Below are 24,469 nucleotides of genomic sequence, written 5' to 3'. Positions count from 1 at the left end.
ATACGCTCTTAGGCAACGCTTTTAGTAGTCGGACCACAACTTTGATAAATGTCAGCTATATTTATATTAATAATACTATATTTTTGCACGGAATGCAAATTTTTCGTTGGAACCGCGGATCGGAGGTCTTGGACGATTTTTAGTTTTTTGTCGTAAGTTGAATATATGAGAGCATCCTGCCTGTTTGTCCGGCTTCAGCCCGATGTGAGTAGAAAAGATCTGTGCGGCAGGCGGTGCAAAATGGAGATACTGAAATTGCGGCAGCAGGTAAACCTATTTCAGTTAATTGGATAGTGTTTGCGGTTTGCAGACTCAGATGAGTCCCCTTGCGTATCGTGCTGCCAAAGCGTTCCGTAAATTGATTCAGTAATTCTGGGCTGACAATGTAGCAACATTTTTGAATGGAGGGTCCTAAGTGAACTTCGCAGTTGGTCGTAAGCGTTCCGAAGCGGGTTTGCATCTGTTTTAGTGTATTGACCGCAATTTGTGCCAGGGTTCCGCGCCATCCGGCATGGGCAATGCCGATTGCAGGAGTCGCAACGTCTAAAATGAAAATAGGAACACAATCCGCTGTGAATATACCTAACGCAACCCCGGTTTGAGCGGAGATAAGCGCGTCTGCTTCTGGGTGTTGTTTGAGGACTGCACTTGCTGGGTGGTCAACATCAATAACGCAGGTGCTGTGGATTTGTCGACAATAGTGCAGATCTGCGAGTCCGCTTTGTTTGAAGAAAATTTCTCTGTTGGTTGCGACTGCGTTTGCATCGTCACCGACGTGTTCAGCAAGATTCATGGAGGCGTACGGAGCACGGCTAACGCCTCCGTGGCGGCGGGTGATACCGGCAGTGACAATGCCGGTTGCCTCAAGTTCCTCAATTGCGTGATACGTCTTCATTTGTAATCTTCTCGTGGTGGGCTGAAAATGTCGAGTGCAACCGCGGGTTCATCGAAAGCTTTTGCGCTGTGTTTCACATTGGAGGGAATGAGATAAGCATCTCCTTTTTTAAGTATCCGAGAGTCTCCGTCAATCGTTAGTTCAAACGTTCCTTCAAGGACCATCCCCATCTGTTCGTGCGGATGGCTGTGTTCTGCGACGATACTATGCGGCTTCAAGTCGACAAAGGACATCATTATTTTTTCGCCGTGAAGGGTACGAATACTGGCACCATCAAAAACTTGTTTTTCCGGTTGTTCATCGATGACAAAAAAGGGCATTGTTTGTGAATGCCTCCTATTAGTAGAGATGTCTGTCTTTTTTATGGATACGGGCTATCGGGTGTAGCAGGTTCGACGTAAAGTAACCTTTTACAGCTTGAGCAGTAAACGGGCTTTTGATACTTTTGTGCCTCTTTGAGGTTCTGCGGTTGGATAGCAATGCGGCAGCTGCTGCAAATGCCATTTTTGCCTAAGGCAACAAAACCGGTTTTCACTCGTGCTGTGTTAGATGAACTTCCGAGCCGCGATTTCATCCACCTGTGATATTCGTCTCTGAGTGCCTTGTCAACTTTGGGAAGAAATGCTTTTCGCTGTTTTAGTTTTTCATTCCTTTCTCTCTCTAAACTGCTTAACCCTTGTTGAAGTTGTTTAACCTCGGTGGCAGTTCTCTCCTTTTCCCGGTTCGCCTCAACTTCCAGTGCTGCCAATTCTTCCTTCAATCGGTCGCTTTCCTCCATCAGGTTTAGAATAATCTCTTCTGCTTCTTCGTCTTGGTTGTCTAAGTATTCAATCTGTCGTTCTAAGGCACTGTAAGCCTCATTGGAATCAACTGTTCGTTGTTCGGTCTGATACTTTTCACGTTGTACGGCGTTCATTTCAAGTTCAGCGTTTTTAGCGCGCTGTACTTTTTCGGTTTCGGCAAGTTCTGCTGATTTAGTTTCAATATCTTTTGTATATTTTACGATTCCTACCTCTAACTGCGCGATCTGTTCTGGGATGTCTTGCAGTTTTTGGTGGATTGACAGCAATTCTAAGTCTCGTTCTTGCAATTGATAAAGCAAGGCGAGTTGTTCTCGCAAAGCTTCGTTAGCCATTATATTTCTGCCTCCCTTTCGACGAGATAGGCGAAGAAGATACCGAGTTGATATAAAACAAAGAGCGGTATTGCCATGAGTAGCATTGAACCAGGGTCTGCGGGGGTCAACAGTGCAGACATGACACAAATGCCCAACAGCGCATAACTCTGCTTTTCGCGAAAGCCCCGTGCGTCAATCACGCCGATATAGGACAAAAACGCCATTACTATGGGTAACTCGAAAGCGATACCGAATCCTAAAATTAGACGTGTTACGAAGTTAATATATTTTTCCAGATCCCAGATGTTGGGTAACTCTGGAAGTAGTTGTGCGGAGAATTGTAGGACTACAGGTGTAACAATAAAGTAGGCAAAAGTCGCACCGAGAATGAAAAATATAACAATGATTAAAAAGAGAGGAATAGCGAAACGCTGTTCTTCTCGATTCAACGCTGGGAAGACAAATGCCCAGATATGGTAGATAATTATCGGCAGTGCCAGCAAAATCCCCGTGGTTATTCCCAGTTTCAGGTATGCCATGATACCTTCCAAGGGACCGACTTTCATGAGTGTGGCATCGATGTTGGAATTTCCTGCTCGCAAGGTGAGTGCGAAAAACCCGAGTGTTGAACCTTCAGAACCGATTGTGGTCTCAATAGCATTCGCGATCAAGGTGTTCATGGAAGTTTCTAAAGGAAACTTAATTACCCGCTCAATTGGTTTACTGAAGGATAAACTCAACACCGTAAAGACGGTTATCGCAATAACAGAGATGATAATTCGCCTTCGGAGTTCCTCAAGATGCTCCCAGAAGGTCATTGCAACATCGTTAGCTTTCATAGTGTGTACAGCTCACGAAATTCGCGGTTAGGACGATTTTGGAGGTTTGATGTTTGGGTCGGTGTCCTTGTCGATTTCATTTGCTGCTTTCGTCAGCTCGTCTTGGAGTTCTGTTCCGGCACTCTTAAATTCCCTGATGGCTTTTCCGAGGGAGCGTCCCATTTCGGGGAGTTTCTTCGGTCCGAAAATGATAAGGGCTACCACAAGGATGACAAAGATCTCCATTCCGCCTATTCCCATGTTCTTCACGCCTCCTTATAATGAGATATGGCAGTCTGTTCCTATCTATAAAGTATATCATAAAGCCGACCTATCCGCAAGTAATTTTTCGTGTAGAGGAAGCATCTCTCGCGTTCGGCAAAAATGTTTGAATTCTTTCATCTAACATGCTATGATGTCACCTACGTGGGAAAAACGTATCAATTCCGGCTTCAATATCTTCAATGGGGTGTCCATACTGTTGTTGATAGTTCTCGTGGATGTCTTGTTCGGTTGTTGTGAGTGCTGTTAATGGGAATGTGAGCGTTTCTCGGCTGCGGTTGCCTGATTCACTCATCGCTATATTCATCTCTTGGTCTTGTCTGGCACGTGCTGCACCATATTCAGGTTCTGTATCGTTTTGAATAGCTGTAGCGATGCTGAGCAGCTCGTCTGCGACGGCAATCTGACTTTCGGAGAGCGGATAGTTCTTCAACGGGTTTTCCCACGTGACAGTTTGGTCTGGGAGTTGCAGTTCGATCGCCTCAGTCACGTTGACACCATCCACATCAATGGTAGTGCGCTTGGGTCGGTAGGGGACCCCTTTCGCTCCGGATTGTAGTTCGTCTGCGGGCGTAACATAGATATCCTCACCAACGATGGTGCCTTTGCTCCCATCAATTTGCGAAATACCTGTCTGGCCGCGTCCTAAGGAACGGGCATGGATAACATTCGAGTACACCATGAGTGCGGTTGCGTTGTTATCGAATTCGATGAAACCGAGGCTCCATCTTTCGCTGGTGTGATGCCGTTTCATCCTGTCAATGATTGGGATTACGGGGGTCGTCTGTGTGATACCGAGTGCCGATTTTGGTTCACCACCCGCCCGGAGACGGAGCATGCTCATGCCGTGATAGCCGCCCTCATAGAAGATACGATAAATTCGGGCAACGTCTCCGATAATATCTGCTGCAATCACCTTTGATAAGAACCGTTCGCGGGGTGCACGGTAATAGTTTTCAGCTATCTCAAGTTTGACATTATTCGCTTTGGCGCGTTCAATCATCAGGTCGGTTGTCGGGAGTGTGACGGCTATGGGTGTTTCACAGAGAATATGCACCCCCGCATCTGCCATGAAACAGCAGATTGCGTGATGGGCGACACCTGGAACGGTAACGTCAACAACATCAAGTTCTTCTTGCACAATGAGATCGCGAACGTTGGTATACGGCGTTGCGCCATATTCTTTGGCGTAGCGGGTTGCAGCCTCTTCGTCTATATCGCAAATCGCAACGAGGTTGTAGATATCTTTGAGTTTAGCGATAACGGGTAGATGTGCACCGGCACCGCGCCGTCCTGCACCGATTAAAGCGATATTAAGTTTGGACATGAGAGACCTCCTCAGTTCTAAGATGTGTCGCATCTCGCGAAGTGTAGTGTTCCGTTCGTGTGCCTCGTATTGAAAATAGCATTTTGACAAAAATGTGTCAACCAAAAAAAAATATGTTGGCTATTATCCTTAAAGACCTTTACTGTTATGTCAGTTCCCGTAAATATCGACGCATCCAGTTTATCACTTTATGCACGCTCTCGCTCGTGCTTTTTATGGCGACGGTTGAATTTTATGCACATCGCCGGGAGGCAGGGGCAATTGATGTCGGAAAACAGACGTATATGCTCTTCATTATCGCTCTTTTCGTTTTTCAATTTTGGGTGCCAAGACATGGAGTTGAGGCAATAGACATGGAGCGTGGATATCTGAGAGCCAGCGGACAAAACAGTGCCCTACTTGCCTTGACCTCTTTGGCGAATTGGAAGGTCTTAGCGGGAAAACTGCTTGGGGTTGTCGTTTGGGCGATATGGGGCATTTTACTAACGGTTCCGTTCTTCGCCCTCTCAAGTTACATAGGCGGTTCAGCACCGCTGCAGTGGATGAAATGCGGTGCGGTCTTATGGGTGAGTAGCGTATTTTTCGCGCTTCTCGGTATCGGCGCGGCGTTATGGTTTTCTTCAATTCCGGCAAAAACGGTAAGTTACGGATTTGTTCTATTCCTAACTTTCTTGCCCTTTATTCCTTCTGCGCTATTTGAGGCGGTTCCGGTGTTGGCAGCGATGAGCCCATTGTGTGCACTCTTATCAATTTTTAGGGCAGATCCAACGAACTTGTGGGTATGGAATATCGGACTATTTAGTGTGTTATCCGTTCTAATATTTCCTGTTTTGGTTAAACGGATGCGTTTCTGATGTGGATCAACGCGCTTAAGAATGCACGTTGCATGAATCAGAATCAACGGTATGAATGCCTTAATGGCATGAACCGGAGCGGGTACGCCGCAAAACCGCGCCTACTCTGTGGCGTCTGGAAAGTCGTTCTATGGCAAACACGTTAAAATATTCGCCAAACGTTCAAGAAACATCGCAGGTTGACCACCCTGGTGTCACCTTTCGAGCGATTCTGCTTGGTCTTATCCTCATTCCACCAAACACTTATTTTATTATGGCAAACCATCTCCGGTTCTGGAGTACTTTGCCGACGACGATGTCTTTGATTTACAATGTCGTGGTAACGTTAGTGGTGTTGACCTGCCTGAATTTCTTGCTCAAATTACTGCTCCCGCGTTTTGCGTTCCGTCAAGGCGAGTTACTTACTGTCTATGTCATCCTCTCCATCTCCTCAGCGATCGCTGGACACGACATGATGCAGACCGTGGTGCCAGTTATTCCGAACGGTTTCTGGTTCGCGACCCCTGAAAACGAATGGCAACAACTTTTTTGGCGGTATCTACCGGGTTGGATGACGCTTAGCGATTTGTCCGTGTTGCAAGATTTCTATGATGGCGATACAAGCTTTTATAGGCAAAGGTATTTGATGGCGTGGTGGGAGCCGGTTTTATGGTGGACTATTTTTCTCTCTGTTCTGATTTGGGTGATGATTTGCATCGATCTGCTCCTACGTAAACAGTGGATTGATCGGGAGCGGCTTACCTATCCGATTGTTCGCCTGCCCATAGAGTTAACCTACACTGACGGACGGCTTTTTAAAAACAAAATGCTGTGGGCAGGCTTCGCGATTGCGGGCGGTATCGACCTGATTAACGGTATCCACGCATTCTTTCCAACGTTTCCAGAGATACCCGTGCGTAAGGCAGATCTCGGTGTCTACTTCACTGAGAAACCGTGGAGTGCAATAGGGTGGACCCCTGTCTATATTCTCTCGTTCGGTGTCGGTCTTGCTTTCTTGATGCCGTTGGAAATGTCGTTTTCCCTCTGGTTTTTTTACCTGTTCTGGAAGGGAGAGCGTGTCTTGGGTAGCGCGATGGGGCTGCAGATATTACCCGCATTCCCCTACGATGGACCGCAAGGGGTGGGCGCGTATTTGGCTATCGCCTGTTTTGGACTCTACGGTGGGCGTAGGCATTTTTATGCCATGTTCAGGGGTCTAATAGGAAAGAGAGATGAGAATCTTCCACCTGAGATGCAAGACACTACGGATTATCGGTGGCCCCTGGCAGGACTGATAGGCGGTCTGCTTTTTCTTTTTATTTTTTCCCATCGCGGTGGAATGGCAGTCTGGATGATCGCGTTGTATTTTGCTATCTATTATCTTCTCGCATTGGGGATTACACGCGTCCGCGCTGAGGTAGGGCCCCCGACGCATGAGATGTTTGTGGCGAACCCACGCCAATTTATTATCGACTCACTCGGTTCGCGGATGATTCCACCGCCGAGTCTAACGATGATGTCGCTCTATTTCGCTTTTAATCGTGGGTATCGAGCGCATCCGATGCCGCATACACTGGAGGCTTTTAAGCTCGTGGAAGTCGCAAATATGCGAACGGGACGGATGGTCGTCGCACTTATGTGTGGTGTCTTTTTTGGCATCCTTGCTTCGTTCTGGGCATATCTGGTCGTCTCCTATAATATCGGCGCGAATCCAGGCTTGGGAAGCGGCGGTTATAATCTACTCCGATCATGGTTGTATTATCCGACAGAAACAAATATTCCGGCAGTGGCGTTTATGGGGGTCGGGTTTCTGTTTACGGGATTTTTGTGGTGGTTGCGCACCCGTTTCCCGATGTTCCCGTTTCACCCTACGGGTTACGCCGTAGCGAGTAGTATGTGGACATTCGGTTGGCTCTGGTTTTCCGTATTGATTAGCTGGGCAATCAAGAATCTTATTTTACGATTTGGCGGCATCCGTCTTTATCATAAGGTACTTCCCCTCTTTTTAGGGCTGATACTCGGACAGTTCATTGTCGGTGGCACCTGGGTACTCATCCGGCTAATTTGGCGGATTTCTGTTTATTCGTTTTACCGTTAGCTTGTCGCAATTCAGAAGTCGCTTCTATAGGTACGCAACAAATTGATCCCGTATACGCACTTTATCTTCATCATCACCGAAACCGAGACTAAACCACCCATCGTAACCACGGTCCTTGAGCTGGGCAAACAGGTCCACAAAATCAATTGTCCCCTCGCCGGGAACGAGATGGATTTCATACTCGCCTGTATTGTCGTTGAGGCGGACCTGCCCTATGTTTTCTACGCCAAACGTATCCAAAAACCCTTGCCACCCTTCAGGGACGAGATGTCCATGCGCTACATTAAATGCCCACTTCAGGTAAGGCGAGGACATTGCATCGAAAAACCAGCGTGTTTCCGCCACGTTATGTGGAATGTAGTGGATTTCGGCATGCTCTGGTTCTCGGTTGTGGTTTTCAAAAAAGATGATAATCTCCGCTTCCTCTGCGCGTGCTACCAATCGCTGGATGCGTTCAATGGCAGCGTCCCGGCGTTGGGCAACATCACCGAAATGATACCCACCGTGTCCGATGAGCCAACCGCATCCGATTCGTTGCGCGAGTTCTAAATTCGCAAACAGGTAGTCATCAACGGCTTCAGACATAATTGGGGTGTATTCAGCGTTGTTAATTGCTGAAGATGGATGGATACCTATGACGATGTCATGTGTTTCACACAACTCTCGGACTGTACGGACGCGGGCGTTGTCAAATGAAGCGATGTTGTTCGGTGGGACATCGGCTTGGAAGTCAATATATCCGAACCCATTTTCAGCAGCCCATCGGATCGATTCTTCAATCGGTCTATTCTTTGGCGAGTCAAATCCGAATCGTTTTTTTATTTTATTCTGCAAAATCTCTACCCTCCCGTTGATTCGTCTCCCATTTTCGGTGTGTTGCGAAGAGTTTGACTTCAAAGGGCTGCATCCGCGTCACAAGTCCACCGTCGGATACAGCGGTTTTCTCATCGCCGTAGAGTTCTACAAACTCAGTGCCATTTAGGGCATCCAACCCGACGACTTCAACCCCCATGTGGGCATGCGGATCCTCGTTAACGAGAATAATGAGCCAGTCTCGTCCGGTTCTACGTGCGGTAATGCTTACGCCACGTATTGAAGTAGGTTCTGGTATATCAGTGCGTCCGTCGTCAGTCACTTGCACTGTAACATACCGTTCGACCGGTGCTGTAAGAAAGGGTTGAAGTGCCGCGAGTTCGCTCGTTAGGGCGTAAAGCGATTTCCGAAACGCTTCATGTCCATAAGATTTGAGATAATTGGAGCCCCAGTACAAGATGCCTCTGGCACCATGTGTAATACAAACATACGCCATGAGTCGTGATTCAGCAAAACTCGGAAACGCTGCGATGTCACCGTGTTCATCGTCTAAGTCATTCCACGAAAACGCCTGGAGAACCATCCAAATAGGTCTCCCTTTGCCAATCTGCCGCCATCTGTCCGTTGCGTCGGCGACCCGTATAGCGTGTCGGGTATCTGCTCGGATCGGATAGTCGTCACATCCCGTGATGTCTACGGAGTTGATGTATTGTCGGACAAATTTTAAGTCGCTATCGCGCGCCTCATTTATCCAAATCTGTCGGTTCTGCGGATCGACACTGCGGATGAATTCGATTGCCTCATGCATGTTTGGCATAATCTCTGTAGCGCGTTCTTCAGAATATTGGATAGCGAGTGGGGTTTGCATCCACCATTCACCTTTATTCGGAAAAACCGCTAATCGATCCTGCCGCCAGAGACCGCTATATGCCGTGAAGTTCCACACGACCTCGTCAGGACCTTCCCACACAGCGAGCGCCGGGTGCACTACGAGGCTAAGGATGCGCTCCCGAAATTCAGATGTCGCGCCGGACTGGAGAGAGAGTGGAACCCATCCCATCATCCCGTGGGCATGGACACGATCAAGGGCATCTGGATTGCCGCACCGAATGAGATTAACGCCCGCTGCTGCCATATCTCTGAGTCCGTCGTCTCCTGCTGGAAGTTCATAGAAACCGATTGGAAAGAGACGATGCCCGTTTTGTGTTAGGAATCCATCGCCGTGTCCATAGACAATATCGTTCATTGGGAGCCTCCATTTTAGGTGGGATTTCGGATTACCTCAAGTTAGCAAGTGATTCTCCCACCATGCGACATAATCCGCATCGCTTACATCGTGCGAAAGTCCTCGTTTTTCCATGTCTTGTCTGAATCTTTCCGCCATATTTTCATCCCAATAGGAGGTGACCTCGGAAGATTCAGGTATTTCGCCCATGTCTCCTGTTTCTACCATCCATGCGTCGAGCTGCGAGGCAAGTTCGCTTCGCACAGGGTCATGATCTGGATCGGCAGCGAGGTTATTAGTTTCATACGGATCTGCTTCGAGATCATACAGCTCTTCAACCGGACGCGTCTGTTGCATGAAATACTGTTGCGCTGGCGTCAATTCGCCACGTGTCGAAAGCAACGGCATCAGGCTCCAAAGCGGATACTGTTGCTTCTTATAACCGTTAAATTGCATGTATGGACGTTCAGGATGGTAGTTACGAATCAATTTATAGCGGTGTGTCCGAATGCACCGAATTCTGTCATCCGTTCCATCGCATCGGTCGCGTGCTGCGAAGACAGCGTCGCGCGGCGTTGCGTCTGGACCGAGGAAGACCTGTCCTTGCATGAAATCGGGGATCTCAATACCAGCAAGGGAAAGCGTTGTCGGGGCAAAATCAACACCGCTGATGAGTGCGTCACTAACGGTGTTGGGTTCAACGTGTTCGGGCCATCGGACGATCAGTGGTATGTGGGTGCCGCCGTCATAGAGGAACTGCTTGCAACGGATATGTGCACGCCCGTGGTCACTCATAAAAAAGATGATCGTATTATCCGAGAGGCCCTCATCATCTAAGCGTTTGAGAATTTGTCCGACTTTCTTATCTAAAATCTGAATGCTTTCGAGATAGAGTGCCCAATCCTTTCGGGTGAGTGGGTGGTCAGGATAGTAAGGCGGTAGTTCAACGTCCTCTGGTGGAATAGGATGCTCTGGATCCGGCTTGAAGACGCGGTGTGTGTCTGGAATGTTGATTTGCGCGTAGAACGGTTGTCCTTCAGCGCGTTCACGCCAGTCGATACCGTCAAAAGGCTGTTCTCGTTGGAAATTAAAATCGGTCTTCCCGGGACGGTTGTAAGGTGGTCCTGGACTGTTGCAAGTGAAATAGCCTGCCTCCCGAAAACAGTCAGTGATGAGTCTCATGTCCGATCGCAGTGGCTTATCCCGATTACTTCGATGGTTGTGTGCATCAAAGTGTGTCTGATATGTCCCGGTGATTAACGCAGAACGGCTCGGTGAGCAGACCGGACATGTAACGAAGGCGTTGGTGTAGCGGGTACCTTCCGATGCGATTCTGTCGATGTTTGGCGTTTCCACGGCAGGCGTGCCGTAACAGGCGAGGTCTGGAGAAAGATCTTCGCCGTAAATCCAGAGAACGTTTGGTTGTTGCGTAGACATGGGCACCTCATTTCAGAAATTGCTGTCGAAAAGGACATATCAGAACATTTTTAAAACCGCCATGAGAACGCCTATGGCGGCTAATCCAACGCCAATTACCCATTTCATCGTTCCAATTCCACTTTCAATTCGGTCAAGGCGACTTTCGACGTTATCTAGCCGACTTTCGACGTTATCTAGCCGACTTTCGACATTATCAAACCGATTTTCGATGCCGCCAAAGCGTTGTTCAATAGGTCTGAGATCAGCCTTATCCGTTTTCTCGTCAAGTTTCGCCTCAAGGACTTTGAAATCATCTTTATCCGTTTTCTCATCAACTTTCGCATCTAAGCGATCCAAGCGGACGTGGATCTGTTTTAGGGTATGGATAAGGAGTTCGTTAAAATTGTTATCAGCCATCAGTTTTCTCCTATGGATTGTTACGGAGTTCCGTTAGTGTTGTCCACCACATATCTGTCGCGGAACAAGGTCTGACGCAGCGATGGCATTTCCGTAAGGAGTTTTGGATGCGGCTGGTAAACTTTCGCGAAACCGCTATCCACCGGGCTATATAGGTTGAAAATTGCAATCCTGTCGTTTTCTGTATTCGTCCATGTTGTTGCGCTGTGGGTGAGTGCTTCTGTGAAAAAGAGCAGTGAACCTGCTGGGCATCCGTAAGTACTCCAAATATCGGAATCGGGGTTTTGGATGTCCGGCGGTGCTGTGTAAACCGACTTGTGGCTACCGGTCACTAAAAGCGTTCCACCTTGCCCTTTTTTCACTTCGTTGAGTTCCCATACAACGCGGGTGTGTGGACTGTAACCTTTGCCCGGGAAGGCGTTATAGTAGTGGACATCCCCCGGAAAACGGAGTAATCCGTTGCCGTTGTGCGGGACGAATCTTCCCATGCCGGGGGTCCGGTAAAAGAGGCTTGTGCTTTCAACAGTGAAGCCGTAGCATTCTGGGCTCGTCACGGCTGGATGTGCTGTGAATTCGTTGAGAAGCGAGACAACGAGTGGATGATCAATCAGTTTCTGAAGCGGACCTCCGAGCGTACTCCGTTCATGTTCTGGGATGGATTCCGGATCGTGGTGCAGCCGGTGTCCGAAGTCGCGCATCTCTTTGAGTTCCGAACCGTTGAAGACTTCGGGAATTAGAAACCAACCGTGGGTATCAAAAGCGTAGCGTTGTTCAACAGTTAGTTCGGGAACGGCTAAACCGTCAGCGTTTTGGGTAGGCAGTTCGCAAGTATCTGGTGGTAGTAAGGCACCGAGCCAAGGTTGCAAATTTCTGTTCGTCTGTTTTTCCATCTGACTTCCCTCCTGACGCTATTTAGATTTCCGCCGGATAGGCGGATGTGCGACGGTTAAAATCGCCATTAATAACATTGCCACCTGCGTAAGTTTCTCGGAAAAGGGTCTGTCGTTTGGGAGGCATTGCTTCGAGAAGTTGTGCGTTAGGTAGCCAATTCGACCAACGACTCGCCACGGTGTTATATAGGTTTGAGACGCAGATCCGAGCGGCGGCATTGGATGCCACTTGCGTTTGTGTCAGAGATTCTGTGAAAAAGATAACCGAACCTGCCGGACACTCGTAAGTCTCCCAAAGCGGTGAATTCGGGTTCTGCACTGCTTCTGGTATCGGATACGCTGCTTTGTGGCTTCCGGCGATGAAGCGGATGCTATTAGTTGCAGCAGTAACTTCATTGAGTTCCCATAAGACGCGTGTGAGCCCGCTCCAGCCGCGACCTGGCACACATCGATACAGGTGCGAATCACCGGGTAAGCGGAACAAGCCGTTTCCCTTCTGAAGGACGGATTTAGTTTCAGAAGGCAGCGCTGTATCTCCGAAAAGTGCCGTCGTTTCCTCCAGTCGAAAGCCGTAGCAATCTTCACTTGCCGCGGGTGGGTATGCCAAGAATTCATTGAGGAATCCGACAATGACCGGATGATCGGCAAGTCTCTGGAGAGGACCGCCGAGGGTGCAACGTTCTGGTTCAGGAATGTATTCTGGTGATTCCTGAAGCCGTTGACAAAATTCACGCATCTCCGAGATGTCGGCATCTGATAAGACGTTTGGAATCAAAAGCCAGCCGTTCCGATCAAAGTCGTATTTTTGTTTTTGTGTTGGAACACTGACAGGCACACCGTCTGCGTTGGTTAGCGTCAATTCTTCGGGTTCGACCTCAACGGCACTCCCCAAGTTCTTGTTGACGATAAAAGGTTTCTTCGTTACGAGTTCTTTGTAAGCCATCAGGACATTCCTTTTGCGTGTAGATTTGGAAACTACTATCTAAGTTACTGCTGACTATGGTTTTTTAACACGCGGAGCATGTGCCGCGCGTAACTCGCTGTTGAAATAAAAACAAATATCAGGGCAAGACAAAGGCTGTAAAATTCAATATCCTTCGGTAAGCGTGGCATTATTGGACGGAGTAGATAAAGCATGATGGTAATTGACAGAAAGAAACTGGTGCATTTACCCCAGAAATTGGAGCGGGTAATCATTTTTGCCTTATACGCTAAAATAGCGTTGCCGAGAACAATTGAAACATCACGGACAACAATAATGACGAATGCTTCCTCTGGAAACTCGGACTTTGATAACACAAGGGCAAAAATCCCAGCTGAGAGAGCCAGCTTGTCCGCAACTGGGTCCAATATATAACCGAGTTGGGTGTGCTGCTCTAAACGCCGAGCGAAGAAACCATCTAATAGATCTGTAGTAACGGCTATAGCACCACAAATAATTGCGTATATCCACTGTTCACGGTAAATGAAGTAAAAAATAAAAGGCACCGTGATAAGACGGGACACCGACAGAATATTGCTGATGTAGAGGAAATCCCGAAGTTCAATCTGAATTGATTGGGTTTCGGTGAATTGATGAATAGGAGCCTTTAGTGCCATTATGTTGTCGGATCGCAGATGGGGTGATACGCTGTGGAAATGATTGTATAAATATAAAAACCTACTGACTGTGCTTGATTCTGTTCTGAGGGTGTCAATTATTTTTTGCTGCCAATTGAAAAGCGATCCGTCGGTTTTGGTTTGTCAGAATTTCAATTTCGCGTGTGAGGAGTTTCTCTAACGGAATTATCTCCAGTAAATTCTGTTTTTCTTCCAACGAAATGCGCAAACGTATGCCGACCTGGTAGGCGAGTTCTCTTGGGTCCTCGGGTTGTTCTTCCAGTGGTTGCCATCCGAAAATTAATCGACTCGATAGTGCCTCGTATGCGTTGTACAGTTCTTCGATTTCTGTGGTTAGTGATTTTGATACTGCTTCGGTTTCGGTATCCGGATCGTCTAACATCCGTATACGACCCGTAAGATAGGAAAGGTGTTCTTGGACTTCTAAGATTTGAAACCGATATTCACCAGCAGTGATAATATTCATACGACCATCGTCCAAATGTTCAACGTGTAGGATACGAGCAGCTGTACCGACTTCATAGGGCGTGGCGGTTTCGCCCACCTCCTCGCCTTCTTTGATGAGTACAACGCCGAATTCAGACTCATGTTCCAAGCAAAATTTGACCATTGTGCGATAACGCGGCTCAAAAATATGTAGTGGTAAAAGTCCACCGGGGAACAAGACAACTTGTAATGGAAAAAGCGGAATCTGGCGTTCGTTAGACGTGTGTGAATCGGTCCGCATCTGAAAACTCCTCTTCTCAGGATGTTTGATATAGCGAAATGGACTTAATTGGACTGTTGATCGTAGTTTTAGTATACACCCGTGTTCGTTGTGTATTTAATAAATACCTGTTTCTAATCGCAAACCTGTATATATTTTTGCACAAAATGTGTGATTCGTCAAGATTTTTTTCTCAAGTAGCCCGAGTCTTGACATTCCGGTGGGTTTTCGTTATAATACGTTTAACCGAAATAGATGTTCGCAAATGTCTCGTGTAAACTGTATTATACGATTGGAGAGTACCGTGAATTCAGAAAATTTAAGAAACGCTTTGGTAAAGTCTAAAGACATCACCATTAATCTGTTAGGTGGTGTACTATTCCGGACGCGAGTAGAACCGATTCGCGATGCGGAGGGGATAAAAGGATTAAAAGCCCATTGGGTAAATGAGCAAGCGGATAACACAGTGGAACTTCGTACGCCTTCGGGAAGTGCCGATATCAAAATAGATAGTAACACCGCACCCGCTATTGAGTATGTGGAAGATGGTGACAGGCGGACGATTGCCATCAGACATATTGAAGGTGTTTCGTGTGAGTTAGACGAAGAAACATTGGAGAAGATCGCCACACCCAGAGGCGCAGGGATTGCGATGGGTATTGGTGCGGGGGTCGGATTGTTAGGCTGGTTTCTCATTTCTGTGATGCGCTCTCTGGCGGTTGCGCGGAGCAGCCAAGCCGACGATGCAATGCCACAGGTTGTTTCCGAAGAAGATAATGGTCAATCGGCGGATCCTGCGAGTGGGTAAATATGAAAATTACGGCAGTTGATCCGTTTTATCTACGGATGCCTGACATCACAACCGCTGCTGATGGAACGCAAGATACACTCTTGGTGCGGGTCCGCACGGATACTGGGCTTGAAGGGTGGGGAGAGTGCGATGCTTCGCCTTTGGTAAGTCTTGCTGTCTATTGCTGCCCGATGTCCCACGGCAATATCATCAATATCCGTACTTCGTTGATTGGTGAGACGCTTGAGAGTCCCGACGATGTGGTTCAGTTGAGCGAAAAGACACTACGAAACGGATTGGACATTCAACAGATAGAGCATGCCTATAGTGGTGCTGAGATTGCTCTGTGGGATCTTGTTGGCCAGAGGTTGGAAAAACCCGTTTACCGGCTGCTTGCGGAGATGTCAGGAACATCTGACACACCATATCCTAAACTGCCGTATGCCTCTGTCCTTTTCGGGGACACACCGGAGGAAACTTATCGTATCGCCGCAGGATTGCGTGAACAAGGGTATCGTGCGGCGAAGTTCGGTTGGGGACCGATGGGCAAATTCGGTGAAGCAAATGACATCGCGCTTGTGCGTGCGGCGCGCGAAGGCATGGGAACGAATGCCCAAATTATGATTGATGCCGGTGTTGTTTGGGGAACCGATCACCAAACGGCTTACCGACGTGCTGAAGCCTTTGCGCAGTTTTCTCCGACGTGGTTAGAGGAGCCTCTTGCCCCCGATGCCGTTGATGCCTACGGTGCTCTGACACAAAAAGGTCCAAGCGTCCCGATCGCCGCCGGTGAAGGATCAAACACCTATCGAATGGCTGAAGACTTGATTGTGCATGGGGGGATCCAGTTCGTGCAGATTGACGCTGGACGCATCGGTGGAATTATGCCATCTTTTCAGGTGCGTCGACTTGCAGAGCGGCACGATATTCAGTACGTCAATCACACGTTCAAAAGCCATCTAAGCCTCGCTGCTGCACTTCATGTGTTTGCAACGAACTCTGATTTCGAGCTATTAGAATATCCGGCAGCGGGCTCAGAATTATCGCAGTGCTTGATAGCAGACCCGTTTCCTGTTGAAGCCGATGGGATGGTTCGGATAAAAGAATTTCCGGGACTCGGTGTGCGTGTGGATACGGAAGCCATCCGTCCGTATTTAGCACCAGTGCGGATTGAGGTAGGGACGGATGCGGCTTTTGAACAAACAAGCCTGTAGATGTCTCTCAATTTAAATGTTAACTATTTCACATTCACATCCACAGGCAGCAGAGTGGAAGTATGGATCGGGAACGCCTTCTCTGTGAAATTTCCATACGCATCTATAACCCGAAGCGTTACAGACTTGGTTGTCAGTGTCAATTGGTCCGTGACAAATTCGACAATGCTGCTCGTCCCATCTAAGGGTTTACAGCCAAGTATACTAAATTCACGTGTGTTTTCATATTCAACTTTAGAGAATAATTGTGCTTGGTGGAGGCTATCAAGGTCGGCTATTTTGAAGCGGAGATGGGGGTTGGATGAGGAAACTCCGACAGGCGACAACATTTCGATGGTTGTCGGTTCATTAAAGTAGGTCTTGTTGGTATTGAAATAGCTATGGGCATCCAACCACCCGGCGGCACAAATGGAGGTAATCATAGGGTCAGTCGTGTATAAATCTATCCACGGCTTCAGATTGTTGCGATAGTCGTGTACCAATCCAAAAGCGTGCCCGAGTTCATGAGCAGTTATAGCAACTCCTAAGTCGCTGCCAAAATATTCTCGAGCGGCTGGAATAAGTGCTGTTCCACCAGATACATTATGCCCCCCAAAACCAGCCGCAAATCCATCAAGGAGGTCAGTGCTGATATCTAAGGCGGCAAGATAGATATTTTGTGATGTGTCGAAGCGTTCATCTATTTCGTCCCAAACTGCGTTAGACTTATCGTGATAGTATTCATCCTTGAACTTACCTATCATACGATGTACGACGGCTTTACCGGTTGCATCGGTTTCAAACTGAAAAGTTTTTCTGCCGAACCCGTAGTAGTCCATCTGATTCATGTAAACCTGTTGAACATCTTTAATCAACTTATCTAATTTGGTGTCTATGTCGGGTTGAGGAGAACGGTCACGTGGAAGAAAATAGATGAGGCGGACAGTGTTTCGTTGACCCTTTAATTCTAAAAGACGCTTAACGTTCTGGACGTGAACCATACCCCCTTCACCACCACTGGCGATGGTTTTGCTATCCGGGGAAAAAGCAACGCCTCTAACCCAATCTCTGTGACCTGACAGTGTGGCTATATTTTCACCACTGTCAATAGACCAGAGTTTTACTTCTTCTGACCCGCCACTGACAAGAATGCTTCTATCGGGAGAGAAATCAATAGCAGCCGTTCCATTGGTATGAAACGTGCGAAGGCGTTCCCAATTTGAAACATCCCACAGTATGATTTCTCCACCCCATGAGGAACTCGCTAACGTCTGACCGTCGGAAGAAAACTTAACAAAGTTGATGTCTGAAGTATGCCCTTCTAAGATAGCGGTAATTTGTTTCTGCTGAGTGTCCCAAATTTTCACAGTGGTTTTTATGCCATCGTCTGTGGCGAGGTACCTTCCATCGGGTGAAAAAGCGAGTGTCCAGACCCACTCATTGTGTCTAAGTGGCGCACTCTCGGTCTGATTGACTATATCTAATAATTTTACATGTCTACCGGAGGCAGCAAGAAGTTGCCCATACGGATGGAATGCAACTGTTTGGATTGGATAAGGCATGTAGACGGTAACAGGTTCATGGATCTCAATATTTTCCCACTGTGAGACATCCCATATTTTAATGGTTCTATCCTCACTCCCACTTGCGAGCAATTTGCCATTTGGAGAGAATGCGACCAAATTGACTTTGGCTTTATGATCCGTGAGTGCTTTGACGGTATTCTGGTGTAAGTTCCACAGTTTGATGGTATTATGTCCACCGGCACTGGCGACAAGGGTATTATCGACTGGAGAGAACGCCACCGATTGGACAGTACCACCGTGCCTCAGGACAATGGGTTGCTGCTGCGCAAAACTTGGGTACAAAAGACGGAATAAAAAGATTAGAGTAGCGCATAAATATTTAAATTGCATGTAAAAATTCGTTCTGGGAGATATAAAGATGTTTATCGTACATGCCATGAGCTCAGCTTAAGAAAGTACGGAATCAACTAGTAGTCTGTCACATCTAAACTGACAGGTAGTTCGTAGTAGGGCAATTCATTGCCCGTTTCTGACGTGCGATAAATCGCACTACTACGAACTGGGGTTCCCATCATTTGAAAGTTGACAGAACACTAGGTCTCTAACCCTTGTTGGAATGCTCGAAAATTGGACTCTCGAATCGGAGATACTAAATTCTAAAGCATTCATACTGATATTGCTTTGCGGATGCACGCCTTCACTGCTTGCCAATCTGAGGATGATAAGGACCCAATGACTGCTAAGATTTTGCTCTGTGGGAGTGTTATAAGGAAACTCCTAAAGGCACTGGGTCTACGTAGACCTGCTTCTGCCCAATCAGCAATCAAGTGATCTGTGGGGGTAGTTGCAATCCTTAGATTCGTTGTTACGGCTCCAAGAATCACGTCTCCAACAGTGGTATGGTAATCTACGGTTGAAATAACCACTGCTGGTCGTCTTTTAACGCCTGTAACTCCCGGAAAATCAGCAATAATTACATCTGCGGATTTCAGGGTGTCCATGCGTCCCACTCCTTATCGCCCTCAACATCCCACCAATCTGTTGATTCTATGCTTGGTGCAATAGCTACCAGCTTCTCTGTTTCAGTCAAAAGATCATTGGTAGGAGACCAATATGCCCGCAAGATGCCAACAAGGACATTTTCTAATTTGACACCTTGCCTTTCTGCAATTTGGTGAGCGCGTTGATAGACAGCATCCGGAATGTTGAGTGTGACTTGATGTTCCATTATTTATCCTTTATGTTTGTGATAAAAGGATTAAGTTCCCAAACTGAGAATATTATACCACTTTCTGCAGAAAATATACCAATCTTTTCATCTATTTTCTAGCAAAGTACCCACGACCTAACGGACCCCAATTGTATCAGGTCAAATTACTTCCGTATCAACATCTTCCGAGTCGCCTTAAAATCGCCTGCCGTTAGCGTATAGAAATATACGCCGCTTGCGACAAGTTCACCGAGTGCGTTTTTACCGTCCCAATACGCCGCACGGCTTTTACTTTGATACACACCCGCCACCTGATGTCCTAAAGCGAATGTGCGAACGACTGCCCCGTTTGCTGCATAGATGTTCACTGTCACCCCTGTCGACTTTGCTAAATGGTAAGGGATCCAGGTCTCCGGATTGAATGGGTTCGGGTAATTTGGCAGAAGGACTGTCTCTTTCGGGGTCAGCACTGCCAAAAGTTGTTCCAAGGCGCGGATACCCCGTTGGAAGTCTGTGTCCGACAGGTTCATCTGCCGTGCCTGACTTAGCCACTGCTTCACTTGTGTGCTTGTCGGTGGGTCCTCAGGCGGAAGACTCCAAATTTCCGGTGCGGCTGCGGTATTACCGAATGCTGCAGCGACAAGCGTCAAGTCAATGACGTTGACAACCCCATCATTATTGACATCCGCATCATTTGCGCCAGTCTTCCGGAAGTTAGCAGCAACCAAGGTCAGATCAATAACGTTGACGATACCGTCTTTATTGACATCCGTGGACAGTTGTGGAGGTGCCGAAATCTCAGCGTTTTCTATCTGCGGCGTTGAACTTCCAGCGGAACGGTCTGTCAGTAGCACATCGGTTAATCGGACGGTGGAGGCTTTGACGGCAATGACTTCAAACGTAATCGTTGCAAGTGTGCCGTCCCCATCGCTTTCACCAGCGAGTGAGGAGGCTGCAAGTGTCACGGTGTTGCCTTCAACGACAGGTGGAATAAAGAACGCACCTGCAGGTAGGTAATCGCCGTTCATACTCTCAATGTATCGGAGTGCAAAGATGTCAAATGGTACTGTTGCTTGGTAACCTGCGATGTCTTCAGCGTCCGCGATTTTGAGGGAGAGGGTCAGTTGTTGTCCGGTAGCCGGGGATTGTGGTGCGGCAGGTGAAAGACTGAGTATCGCATTCGATGTAGGAGAGGGAACCAACTCCCACAGCAGCACCGTGCCATCCCAACTTCCTGAAGCGATAGTAGTGCCATCCGGGGAAAACGCTACGCTATAGACCCGGTTTGTATGTCCTGATAGTGTTCGTAAATGTGTGCCTGTCTGTGTGTTCCACAAATGGAGGGTATTGTCCGAACTTCCCGATGCGATAGTAGTGCCATCTGGACTGAATGCTACACTCCGGACCCAACCCGTATGTCCTGATAGTATTCGGAGGTGTGTGCCTGTCCAGGCACCCCACAAACGGATGGTATTGTCCGCACTTCCCGAAGCGAGGGTGTTGCTATCGGGCGAATACGCTACACTCCGGACCCAACCCGTATGTCCGACAAACAGAGCAACTTCTTCACCGGTCTGTGTGTCGTATATCCAGATACCGATGCTACTCGCTACTGCCAAAAGTGTGCCATCCGGCGAATACGTTATCTCATTTATGTCTCCTTTACCGAGTCTCGCTTTCGCACCCTCGGGCAGGTGCCACTGCGGGTCGTCTTGGGCGAAGGTATTTGATGGCAAAACAAAAATCACAAACCCAATCAGTAAAATCGAAAAGCATCTATTTTTCATCGAGTCGTCTCTTTTCCTATTCAGCAGGAAGTGGCACAACCTAACAGGTTATGCTACAAAGTGGAATCTTGGATTATTTATACTACACAGGGTTTACGTAATTTTGACGATATGACGTTCCGTTAGCGGGTAAACTCTCAAAAACAGAGACGTTTTCAGTGCACAGGAAACCAACGGTCTCCTATGCTACAAAAGAGCACGCTGCGTAAGTCCTGTTAAAGTTAGAATTCCCCAGAAACAGAGATACGCTGTGAACCGCCGAGAGTGTGGGTATTAAAAGCGTAGTTGATAAAAAACGACATCGCATTTACCCGTAAATGGAGCCCGGCACCCGCAGAAAGTCCGTGTCCATTCCAACCGCCACGGAGCGCGACGATATTAAAGAGCCAATATTCCGCACCGATACGTGGCACAAGTCCGCCTCCGCCGCCACCTACCTCCAGGTCAGCTTGGTCGGTTTCAATGTCTGCACCGATGGTCCCCTGACCAAGACGTGGCACCGTAAAGTGGTAAGCCGTACCGAGTCGGAATCGACGCGTACGGGTGAACGTCGGTGTGTCTGCAGTGTCCCAACGTATCTGGGTGCCTGTTGCGTCTAATAACATTGCACCGACGCGTAAACCCTCGTGGGGTTCTGCAATCAAACCGATATCAATGCCAAAGCCGTTTCCGCTATTTTCAAAAATCGATTGGTTGAGAAGTTTAAGATTACCGCCGACGGCTACCTTATGGTGGACTTGACGTGCATAGGAGATAAGCAGCGCATTATCGGTATTACTGAAATACTCGGCGATTTCTGGCTTATCGATATAGGGTTCCCCTTCTTCTTTGATACCGTTGCCGTTTTTGTCCTGAAAATCACCGAGGAAGCCGTTGTTGTTAACGTCAATAAAGGTCGTGCGCGGTATATCGTCAATGCCGAGTCGGATCCAACTCAGACCGACGCTACCGATGTCCTCAATTTGATAGACGTAGTTAAGGAAGTTGTAGGTAACCAGACCTCTGCTCAGCCAACTGCCATCTCCGGTGCTGAAAGTATCGGAGTACATAGCGGAGAAGCTATGTTTTTTGACTTTGGTAAGTCCGGCAGGGTTCCAGTAAGTAGCCGTTGCATCGTCAGCGATAGCAACAAACGCGCCTCCCATTCCCAGTGCACGGGCACCAACACCGTGACTGAGGAACTCAGCGGCATGGGCACCTTCGTCCGCTGCAAAAGTGATTGTGGCTGGTATGAGGCTTGCTATTAAAATAAAAAAATAAATCAGTCGAAATTTTATCATAAATTCTAAGTGGTTATCGGCAAGGTAAAGTTTGCAAGTTTAAAAGTAAGGCTAAAGTTTGCAAGTTGTTATCCGAGCGACACATCAATTTTAGGCACTTTAGCACACTTTGCAACTTTTTAGCCCGGTGCGAAGTCGTAGATAGGTTCACGAATAATAACGCTTAGAACACTCCAGAAGGCACCGACACAATATTCACCGAGAATAACACCAAAGAAGAAAAAGACCATCGTTCGGTAAGTGCCCGGTCCTCCAAATCGGAGTGCCATCCACTTGAGGAAACTACTAATAACCAAGCAACTCCAAAAATAGCCGACACCCCCTGTCATGGAGATGGGGTAGCCTGCTGGATGGAGGGGCCACCAGATGAAACGCATTCGCATGACCATGAGGAAGAAGGTGAAACCCATACCTCCTGCCATAAAGGACATAGCGGGGATGTCTGGGTCGCGCGGAAAGGCAAATAGACCGGCAAGCCAACCGAATTGCCCGATATGTCCGACCGATGGTCCGATGCCACCACCTGCGCCTGTGATTGCGCCACCGAGACGATAGAGTTCGCTGAGCGTCGCCCAAAATGATGCGAGAGATCCGAAGACAACAGCAATAACCATCGCCAGTACCAGACGTTTTGTGTTCATGTTTGCACGTTCTGCCATTTTGAAGGCTTCAAGTTGATGTGGCATGATGTGTTCGCGATAGCCACGTCCACTAAAGAACCAGAAGTAGGGAAATACTGTCAAGTTGTTCGGTCCAATGCGGCGCGTTCCCAGAATATTAATTAGGAACTGTTGGGCGTTACACATCCCCGCCATCTCATGTGCGGGGGGGCCAAGTTCCGCGCGAACACGCGTAATGGCAAGCGAAATAGCGAAGAAGAAGGCGAAGAACGGCAGAATAATTGGAAGTGTCATGCCTGCCTTCAGGCAGAACCAGATAATATAAAGGCTTGCAATAACGATTAGCAGGAGTGAGGTACGGTAACGGATAGGCTCTTGTGAGTCGTCAATCCCGCCGGGCATACCCAAGATTGTACGCACGACATTTACGAGGTGCCTACGCGTTACAAGGAGAGCGATGACAAAAATTGCCATCCATCCTCCAATGGATTGTTCACTACCATACGGGAAAGGGGCTGGGATTGCGAGAGCACTGCCGACAACTCTCTGCGCTTTCTCAAACAAATAGAAAAACCACATAGAGAAGGAGAGGTCGAGCGGTAAAAGGAACCCTAAGCCGATCACAAACGGGTAGAGCGGAACAGGGATATTACCGACGGCGTTCCACGGTTTTTCGGTGAAAACTCTGCCCCAGTTACGCGCATTATGGCGAACGCTGAAATCCGGGAGTATTGGAAAGAAGTGTGCCAAACCGTGCCAGATATTAATGACTGCCGCAATGATAAACCCATACCATAGAATGCGACTACGAAAGAGTTGCGCGGCACCGCCTCTTTCTGTAATTGCCATCGGGAGTTGGATGATCGGGTACGCCAATTTTTCGTGTTCTGTCCACTGTTTCCGAATTAGCACATTTATGCAGATCATGATGGTTCCAAGGGCAATAATAAGCGAGGTCCACCACAAAGTCGGCATGATCCATGCGCCGCCAATTTTGGCGTTGTAAAAGGGTGTGTTCCCTTCGTAAAAGCCACGGATAATCTCTCTGTCGGCGACAACGAGGTGTTGTGGAATGTAGCTGTGGAACATGTCCGCCCAATCGTTCTCGATTGTGGCGAACCAGAATGCATGCGGGAGTGCAGGGATCGTTAGGGCTAATGTATCGTGACCTGCCAAGCCGGATGCGATAGAGAGCATGGCATAGATCGTAATCATCTCCCCCTGCGTTAGTGCAGAGCGCGGGGCGACACGCTTTAGGAAAAGATTTATCAAAATCAGGAAGAAGATGTTAAGGACGACATTCCAAAATAGGGAGATGGTCGTTGGGTGTCCGGAGTGCCAGACACATTCAACTTCAATAACCCAAAAGACGTTGGGTGGGATTAAAAAGATGGCAATAAGTATAGCACGCCATGTAACACCAGACCCACGACGCTGGTCTTGTTGGTCTAATTTTTCCATATTTTTTATTATTGCTTCTGGGCTGCTGCGTCCGTTGTCCTCGCAGTATTTCAATCGTTAAAAAGCCATTCATAACCCATAACAGGTTTTTTACCAATTTTAGAAAATCAACGGTATGAATGCAAATCAACGGTATGAAGCC

General features: G+C 47.9%; 24 protein-coding genes. 4 read left to right on the top strand and 20 right to left on the bottom strand.

What is annotated here, in order from left to right; genetic code table 11:
• Nucleotides 1-139: 139 nt before the first annotated feature.
• The 6 genes from pgeF to OXN25_18105 all read right to left on the bottom strand — a co-directional run bounded on the left by pgeF (nucleotide 140) and on the right by OXN25_18105 (nucleotide 4,439).
• Nucleotides 140-895, bottom strand: coding sequence for a peptidoglycan editing factor PgeF (pgeF, locus tag OXN25_18130; protein ID MDE0426774.1), 756 nt, complete (start codon nucleotides 893-895; stop codon nucleotides 140-142).
• The gene (locus tag OXN25_18125) at nucleotides 892-1,215 is read right to left on the bottom strand and encodes a cupin domain-containing protein (protein MDE0426773.1); all 324 of its coding nucleotides are present in this window, start codon (nucleotides 1,213-1,215) and stop codon (nucleotides 892-894) included. Before OXN25_18125 ends, pgeF begins: the two co-directional genes overlap by 4 nt.
• A gap of 41 nt (nucleotides 1,216-1,256) precedes the next feature.
• Nucleotides 1,257-2,030 carry a hypothetical protein gene (locus OXN25_18120; GenBank protein MDE0426772.1) on the bottom strand — a complete coding sequence of 258 codons (774 nt, stop codon included), beginning with the start codon at nucleotides 2,028-2,030 and terminating at the stop codon, nucleotides 1,257-1,259.
• Complete coding sequence (gene tatC / locus OXN25_18115) at nucleotides 2,030-2,851, bottom strand: twin-arginine translocase subunit TatC (GenBank protein MDE0426771.1); 822 nt, start codon at nucleotides 2,849-2,851, stop codon at nucleotides 2,030-2,032. The genes OXN25_18120 and tatC overlap by 1 nt, the downstream gene beginning before the upstream one ends.
• A 27-nt stretch (nucleotides 2,852-2,878) precedes the next feature.
• Complete coding sequence (locus OXN25_18110; GenBank protein ID MDE0426770.1) at nucleotides 2,879-3,091, bottom strand: TatA/E family twin arginine-targeting protein translocase; 213 nt, start codon at nucleotides 3,089-3,091, stop codon at nucleotides 2,879-2,881.
• Between the two features lie 157 nt (nucleotides 3,092-3,248).
• Nucleotides 3,249-4,439, bottom strand: coding sequence for a Gfo/Idh/MocA family oxidoreductase (locus OXN25_18105; GenBank protein ID MDE0426769.1), 1,191 nt, complete (start codon nucleotides 4,437-4,439; stop codon nucleotides 3,249-3,251).
• 92 nt (nucleotides 4,440-4,531) lie between these two features.
• Here OXN25_18105 and OXN25_18100 point away from each other — a divergent pair, with 92 nt between their 5' ends.
• Nucleotides 4,532-5,293, top strand: coding sequence for a hypothetical protein (locus OXN25_18100; protein ID MDE0426768.1), 762 nt, complete (start codon nucleotides 4,532-4,534; stop codon nucleotides 5,291-5,293).
• A 130-nt stretch (nucleotides 5,294-5,423) separates the two neighbouring features.
• Complete coding sequence (locus OXN25_18095) at nucleotides 5,424-7,370, top strand: hypothetical protein (GenBank protein ID MDE0426767.1); 1,947 nt, start codon at nucleotides 5,424-5,426, stop codon at nucleotides 7,368-7,370.
• A gap of 24 nt (nucleotides 7,371-7,394) precedes the next feature.
• Here OXN25_18095 and OXN25_18090 read toward each other — a convergent pair whose 3' ends face one another.
• The 8 genes from OXN25_18090 to OXN25_18055 form a co-directional block, all read right to left on the bottom strand.
• Nucleotides 7,395-8,204 (bottom strand): sugar phosphate isomerase/epimerase, encoded by an 810-nt coding sequence (locus OXN25_18090; GenBank protein ID MDE0426766.1) that lies wholly within the window; start codon nucleotides 8,202-8,204, stop codon nucleotides 7,395-7,397.
• A complete protein-coding gene (locus OXN25_18085; GenBank protein MDE0426765.1) occupies nucleotides 8,194-9,429 on the bottom strand; it encodes a hypothetical protein in 1,236 nt (411 codons plus the stop codon). The genes OXN25_18090 and OXN25_18085 overlap by 11 nt, the downstream gene beginning before the upstream one ends.
• 36 nt (nucleotides 9,430-9,465) lie before the next feature.
• Nucleotides 9,466-10,845, bottom strand: coding sequence for a sulfatase (locus OXN25_18080; protein MDE0426764.1), 1,380 nt, complete (start codon nucleotides 10,843-10,845; stop codon nucleotides 9,466-9,468).
• A 39-nt stretch (nucleotides 10,846-10,884) separates the two neighbouring features.
• Nucleotides 10,885-11,244, bottom strand: a complete 360-nt coding sequence (locus OXN25_18075; GenBank protein MDE0426763.1) for a hypothetical protein — start codon at nucleotides 11,242-11,244, stop codon at nucleotides 10,885-10,887.
• Between the two features lie 20 nt (nucleotides 11,245-11,264).
• Complete coding sequence (locus tag OXN25_18070) at nucleotides 11,265-12,134, bottom strand: phytanoyl-CoA dioxygenase family protein (protein MDE0426762.1); 870 nt, start codon at nucleotides 12,132-12,134, stop codon at nucleotides 11,265-11,267.
• A 22-nt stretch (nucleotides 12,135-12,156) separates the two neighbouring features.
• Nucleotides 12,157-13,077 carry a phytanoyl-CoA dioxygenase family protein gene (locus OXN25_18065; protein ID MDE0426761.1) on the bottom strand — a complete coding sequence of 307 codons (921 nt, stop codon included), beginning with the start codon at nucleotides 13,075-13,077 and terminating at the stop codon, nucleotides 12,157-12,159.
• A gap of 44 nt (nucleotides 13,078-13,121) precedes the next feature.
• Nucleotides 13,122-13,733: a CDP-alcohol phosphatidyltransferase family protein gene (locus tag OXN25_18060; protein MDE0426760.1), complete on the bottom strand. Its 612-nt coding sequence runs from the start codon at nucleotides 13,731-13,733 to the stop codon at nucleotides 13,122-13,124.
• A 94-nt stretch (nucleotides 13,734-13,827) separates the two neighbouring features.
• On the bottom strand, nucleotides 13,828-14,481 hold the full coding sequence (locus tag OXN25_18055) for an LON peptidase substrate-binding domain-containing protein (protein MDE0426759.1): 654 nt from the start codon (nucleotides 14,479-14,481) through the stop codon (nucleotides 13,828-13,830).
• Nucleotides 14,482-14,764: 283 nt separating this feature from the next.
• On the opposite strand from OXN25_18055, the gene OXN25_18050 reads away from it, so the two are divergent.
• Together OXN25_18050 and OXN25_18045 are read left to right on the top strand one after the other, a co-directional pair.
• Nucleotides 14,765-15,268: a hypothetical protein gene (locus OXN25_18050; protein ID MDE0426758.1), complete on the top strand. Its 504-nt coding sequence runs from the start codon at nucleotides 14,765-14,767 to the stop codon at nucleotides 15,266-15,268.
• A 2-nt stretch (nucleotides 15,269-15,270) separates the two neighbouring features.
• Nucleotides 15,271-16,464, top strand: coding sequence for a mandelate racemase/muconate lactonizing enzyme family protein (locus tag OXN25_18045; protein MDE0426757.1), 1,194 nt, complete (start codon nucleotides 15,271-15,273; stop codon nucleotides 16,462-16,464).
• A 23-nt stretch (nucleotides 16,465-16,487) separates the two neighbouring features.
• Here the strand turns inward: OXN25_18045 and OXN25_18040 are convergent, their stop codons facing one another.
• The 6 genes from OXN25_18040 to OXN25_18015 all read right to left on the bottom strand — a co-directional run bounded on the left by OXN25_18040 (nucleotide 16,488) and on the right by OXN25_18015 (nucleotide 24,327).
• Nucleotides 16,488-18,359 carry a hypothetical protein gene (locus tag OXN25_18040; protein ID MDE0426756.1) on the bottom strand — a complete coding sequence of 624 codons (1,872 nt, stop codon included), beginning with the start codon at nucleotides 18,357-18,359 and terminating at the stop codon, nucleotides 16,488-16,490.
• 275 nt (nucleotides 18,360-18,634) lie between these two features.
• Nucleotides 18,635-18,970: a type II toxin-antitoxin system PemK/MazF family toxin gene (locus tag OXN25_18035; protein ID MDE0426755.1), complete on the bottom strand. Its 336-nt coding sequence runs from the start codon at nucleotides 18,968-18,970 to the stop codon at nucleotides 18,635-18,637.
• Complete coding sequence (locus OXN25_18030) at nucleotides 18,958-19,197, bottom strand: hypothetical protein (GenBank protein ID MDE0426754.1); 240 nt, start codon at nucleotides 19,195-19,197, stop codon at nucleotides 18,958-18,960. The genes OXN25_18035 and OXN25_18030 overlap by 13 nt, the downstream gene beginning before the upstream one ends.
• 146 nt (nucleotides 19,198-19,343) lie before the next feature.
• Nucleotides 19,344-20,966, bottom strand: a complete 1,623-nt coding sequence (locus tag OXN25_18025) for a T9SS type A sorting domain-containing protein (protein MDE0426753.1) — start codon at nucleotides 20,964-20,966, stop codon at nucleotides 19,344-19,346.
• A 221-nt stretch (nucleotides 20,967-21,187) separates the two neighbouring features.
• Complete coding sequence (locus OXN25_18020) at nucleotides 21,188-22,246, bottom strand: PorV/PorQ family protein (protein MDE0426752.1); 1,059 nt, start codon at nucleotides 22,244-22,246, stop codon at nucleotides 21,188-21,190.
• A gap of 119 nt (nucleotides 22,247-22,365) precedes the next feature.
• Nucleotides 22,366-24,327: a hypothetical protein gene (locus OXN25_18015; GenBank protein MDE0426751.1), complete on the bottom strand. Its 1,962-nt coding sequence runs from the start codon at nucleotides 24,325-24,327 to the stop codon at nucleotides 22,366-22,368.
• Nucleotides 24,328-24,469 lie beyond the last annotated feature (142 nt).

Source organism: Candidatus Poribacteria bacterium (genome assembly GCA_028820845.1).
In the GTDB taxonomy this organism is placed as follows: domain Bacteria; phylum Poribacteria; class WGA-4E; order WGA-4E; family WGA-3G; genus WGA-3G.
The sequence above is the reverse complement of the archived record's forward strand: the minus strand, read 5'-3'. Positions and strand labels throughout refer to the sequence as shown.